4 protein-coding genes are annotated in these 4370 nt (G+C 60.2%); all 4 read left to right on the forward strand.

Annotated elements, in window-relative coordinates; all coding sequences use genetic code 11:
• Positions 1-240: 240 nt before the first annotated feature.
• Positions 241-735, forward strand: a complete 495-nt coding sequence (locus ABYV26_RS21755; protein ID WP_372683459.1) for a TRAP transporter small permease — start codon at positions 241-243, stop codon at positions 733-735.
• On the forward strand, positions 732-2009 hold the full coding sequence (locus tag ABYV26_RS21760) for a TRAP transporter large permease (protein ID WP_372683460.1): 1278 nt from the start codon (positions 732-734) through the stop codon (positions 2007-2009). Before ABYV26_RS21755 ends, ABYV26_RS21760 begins: the two co-directional genes overlap by 4 nt.
• 5 nt (positions 2010-2014) lie before the next feature.
• On the forward strand, positions 2015-3301 hold the full coding sequence (gene larA / locus ABYV26_RS21765) for a nickel-dependent lactate racemase (protein WP_372683461.1): 1287 nt from the start codon (positions 2015-2017) through the stop codon (positions 3299-3301).
• The coding region (locus tag ABYV26_RS21770; RefSeq protein ID WP_372683462.1) for a four-carbon acid sugar kinase family protein at positions 3301-4370 on the forward strand (1070 nt) is incomplete at its 3' end. The genes larA and ABYV26_RS21770, both read left to right, overlap by 1 nt.

Below are 4370 nucleotides of genomic sequence, written 5' to 3' on the forward strand. Positions count from 1 at the left end.
AAGGCACCTTTTGCCAAGGCTGTCGCCTCCGTATACAGCAATCCGTCGGTGATCAAAGCCATCGGCGGCGGCGATGCCGCAGAGGGCCAAAAACTCATCGACGCAGCTATCGCAGCAGCCAAATAACACGCCGGAAAGCAAACTGAAGCGTTAATCGTCGGCCCGGTCTGCAACGACCGGGTCGGCAGCTCCCGGACACTGCCATTGGACACTGTCTAACCCCGATAAAAGGTGGCCGCCGTGTTTTTCAAGACTGTTTTCGACATCATGGACCGCTGTATCAACTGGTTTCTGGCACTATTGATGGCCGGAATGGTGGTCATCATCTCAGCCCAGGTCTGGTATCGTTTTATACTGAACGACCCGCTCTCCTGGTCCGAGGAAGCCGGGCGCTACCTGTTCGTCTGGATCTCCTTTATGGGGGCTGCCGCCGGGGTTCGCTACCAGGCCCATCTGGGTATCGATCTGATGGATAAACTGCTTCCTCCCGAGGCCTATCGATGGGTGGTCGTACTGGTTAATCTGATCATCCAGATCTTTTTGCTCATGATCATCTACTGGGGTTTCAAGATATTAGGGATCATCCAGTTTCAGGAGTCTGCCTCCATGCATATCTCCATGCGCTACCCGTACATGGCCGTGCCGGTGGGCGGGATTTTCATGCTGATCAACTCGTTGCGCATCATGGTGGCCGCCCTCCAGAACCGCACACTGGATCGGGAGGTGCGCATATGACCGCCGTATTGTTCGTGTCCCTGCTGATCTGCTTCGCCTTGGGTGTGCCAATAGCCTTCTCATTGGGGGTGGCGTCGGTGGCGACGCTGCAATTCGCCTCCAGCTTGCCATTGACCCTGGCGGCCCAGCGGCTGTTTACCGGCGCCGATTCCTTTCCGTTGATGGCCATTCCTTTCTTCATGCTGGCCGGTGAATTGATGGAGTCGGGAGGAATTTCCCGCCGGCTGTTCGATTTCGCCCATGCACTGGTGGGGTTTGTCGCCGGTGGGCTGGCCATGGTGGCCGTCGTGGCGGCCATGTTTTTCGCCGGCATCTCCGGAGCGGCGGCGGCGGACACCGCTGCCGTGGGCGCGGTGTCCATCCCGGCAATGATCCGCAAGGGGTATCACAAGGGGTTTGCCGCCGCGGTGCAGGCCGCCGGCGGATCCATCGGCGTCATTATCCCCCCTTCCATCCCCATGATCATTTTTGGTGTCGTGGGCGGCGTCTCCATCGGCAAGATGTTTCTGGGCGGCTTCATCCCCGGTGCACTGATCGGGGGCAGCTTGATGGCGGTCAGTTATTTTTTGGCCAAGCGCGCCGGCTATGAACGGGAAACCTTTCTCGGTGTAAAGGCCATCGGGCGTACCTTTTTCGGGGCCTTCTGGGCGCTGCTGATGCCGTTGATCATATTGGGCGGGATTCTTGGCGGCATCTTCACTCCCACCGAAGCCGCCGTGGTGGCAGCCGTTTACGGAGCGATTGTCGGCTTCGGCGTATACCGCGAGCTTAGAATCCGTGACCTGCCGAAAATTCTCGCCAAAGCGGCCATTTCAACCTCGACGGTGATGTTGCTCATCGCCACGGCCAATATTTTCGGGTGGATACTGACCGCCGAGCGGGTGCCGCAGAATGTGGCTGCCTACCTGGTCAGCCTGACCAGCTCCCCGGCGGTGCTCTACGCCCTGATCCTCATTTGCCTGCTGGTGGTGGGGACATTTATGGAGACCTCGGCGTCGTTGATTATTCTAACCCCGGTTTTTCTGCCGGTGATCCAGCAGTTCGGCATCGACCCCGTGCATTTCGGTGTCATCATGGTCACCGCCCTGGCCATCGGCATGCTCACCCCGCCGTTGGGGATTTGCCTGTTCATTTCGTGCAATATCGCCCAGATTCAACTCTCTGAAATCATCAAGTTCATTCTGCCCTTTTTGACGGTCATGATCGGGGTGCTGCTGTTAATGACCTATATACCCGACATTGTCATGTTTATCCCGAACCTCTATGGAGATTGACGCCCATGGCTACTGTGACCATACCCTTTGACGGCAACCCGGTAACCTTTGGCGTGCCCGATCGCAGCCTGGCTGAGATATTGAGCCCTAAGCCGTCGACGCCCGTGAGCGATCTGGAACGGGCGATCGATGCCGCCCTGGACGTGCCGATCGGTCAGGAACCGTTGGAAAACTGGGTCAAGGCCAGTGACCGGGTCATCATCGTCAGCGACGACAATACCCGCCTGACCCCGGCGGACCGAATCATCCCTGCCCTGCTCGATCGCCTGAACAAGGCCGGGATTCCTGACGACCACGTCGGTTGCATCATGGCTCTGGGAACCCACCGCTACATGACGGACGCCGAGATCAAAGCCAAGGTGGGTGACCACATTTACCGTCGCATCCACGTTTTCAATCATGAATGGCGGGACCCCGAGGCACTGGTGGATCTGGGCACCTCCAACCAGGGCACGCCGTTGCTGGTGAACCGAGCTGTGGCCGAGGCCGATGTGGTGATCGGCCTGGGTGCCATCGTTCCCCACCATATTCCCGGATTTTCAGGCTCCTCGAAGATCATCCAGCCAGGCGTTTGCGGCGCCCGGACCACGGCGGAAACTCACCTGCTTTCCTGCAGCGGCGGTGGCGACTCCTTCCTGGGTATCGCCGACAACCCGGTGCGGCGCGATATGGACGACATGGCCGACCGGGTGGGCATGCACACCATCTTCAACGTCGTCATGGACAGCCAGGGCGGTGTGGTGGGCGTTTTTTTCGGTGACATGCGCGCGGCGTTCAAGGCTGGCGTGAAAATGGCGACGGACATATACGGCGTGGCCTACCACGAAACGCCGGACATCGTCCTGGCCAACTCGTATCCCTGCGATCTGGACTTCTGGCAGTCCCACAAATCGCAATACCCAGCCCAGCGGATGGTACGGGCAGGTGGGACCATTATCGTCTGCACGCCTGCACCCGAAGGGGTCAGCCCCGTGCACACGGACCTGCTGGATTTTACCGCCTGGTCATCCAAGGAAATCAAAGCCGCCTATCGTGAAGGCCGGATTAAGAACGGGGTGGCAGCGGCCCTGGCCACTGCATGGGCCATGGTGAGGGAGAAGGCTTCGGTAGTCATGTATTCCCCGGGCATTCCTGCCGCGGACAAGGCGCGATTAGGGCACACCCATGCCGACAGTATTGATGCGGCTGTGGCCGAAGCCTTGCGTCGCCAGGGTCCTGAAGCGCGGTTGAGCGTTCTTACCCACGCGCCGGACATGTTGCCCATCCCGGCCTTCGAATCCCGCGGGAAATGATGAACCGTGTGCTCCAGATCGCCGTCATTGCGGACGACATCACCGGCGCCGCCGATACCGGGGTGCAATTCTGCCCGGTAGTCGGCCCGATTCACATGGCCAGTGCTGCTGAAGGCGCTTTTACCACCGTTATTCAATCTGCGGGACTTGCCCTTTTCACCGATACGCGCAATGTGGATGCGGCCACGGCGACTGCGCGGGTTCGCGCGACGGGCGAAATCGTCTGCAGCCTTGCTCCCCGACGGGTCTACAAGAAAATTGATTCCTGTCTGCGGGGAAACGTGGGTGCGGAAATCGACGCCTTGCTGCAGACGACCAATGCCGCCGCCAGTTTTGTCGCGCCGGCGCTTCCCCAGCAGGGACGCACAACCGTCAACGGTGTCCACCGGGTCTACGGGGTGCCGGTCGCCGAAACCGAAATCGGCCGAGATCCCCTTTGTCCGGTGCGCGAATCACGACTTCCGGTCCTTCTGTCCACCCAAAGCCAGATGCCGGTGGGGCATGTCGATCTGGCCTGTATAGAAGAAGGTTCTGCCAGCATGGCAGAGCGAGTCCACCGGCTAATGCGCCAAGGCTGCCGGCTGTTGACCTTTGATGCCGTGCATACCGCCCATTTGGACGCCGTGGCCAACCTCGCCCGTGAGCACGTTGAACGGATCCTGCTGGTCGGGTCCGCCGGCTTGGCCGGCAGCCTCGCCCGAATCATGGCGCGGGATCTACCGTCCCTCGCGGCAGCGGATCGGCCGAGTATCGCCAAATGGCTGTTTGTCTGCGGCTCGTCATCCCGGGTGCTGGCGGATCAGGTCGCGATGCTGACCCGGTCTGCCAGCTGGGCCTGCCAAATGCTTGACCCATTCGTGTTGACATCCAGCGAGGGGTCCTCACAGCAAGTACTCCATAGTGCCGGACTGGTGGATGCATGGTCAAGCGGCAGCTTGATTCTTTGCCTCAAACCAATCATCGACGCCGGGTCGACAGTGCGTCCCGATCGGGTGGTCCGGGGACTGGCAAAAGCGGCGGCGGCATTGATCACCGCCGAGGTCCCGGAAGGGCTATTCCTTTCCGGTGG

The organism is Desulfosarcina sp. (assembly GCF_041551955.1).
GTDB lineage: Bacteria > Desulfobacterota > Desulfobacteria > Desulfobacterales > Desulfosarcinaceae > Desulfosarcina.

What these genes read in the sequence shown, in the direction of transcription:
- larA (WP_372683461.1), top strand. Translation starts at nt 2,015, where the DNA reads ATGGCTACTGTGACCATACCCTTTGACGGCAACCCGGTAACCTTTGGC.
- ABYV26_RS21760 (WP_372683460.1), top strand. Translation starts at nt 732, where the DNA reads ATGACCGCCGTATTGTTCGTGTCCCTGCTGATCTGCTTCGCCTTGGGT.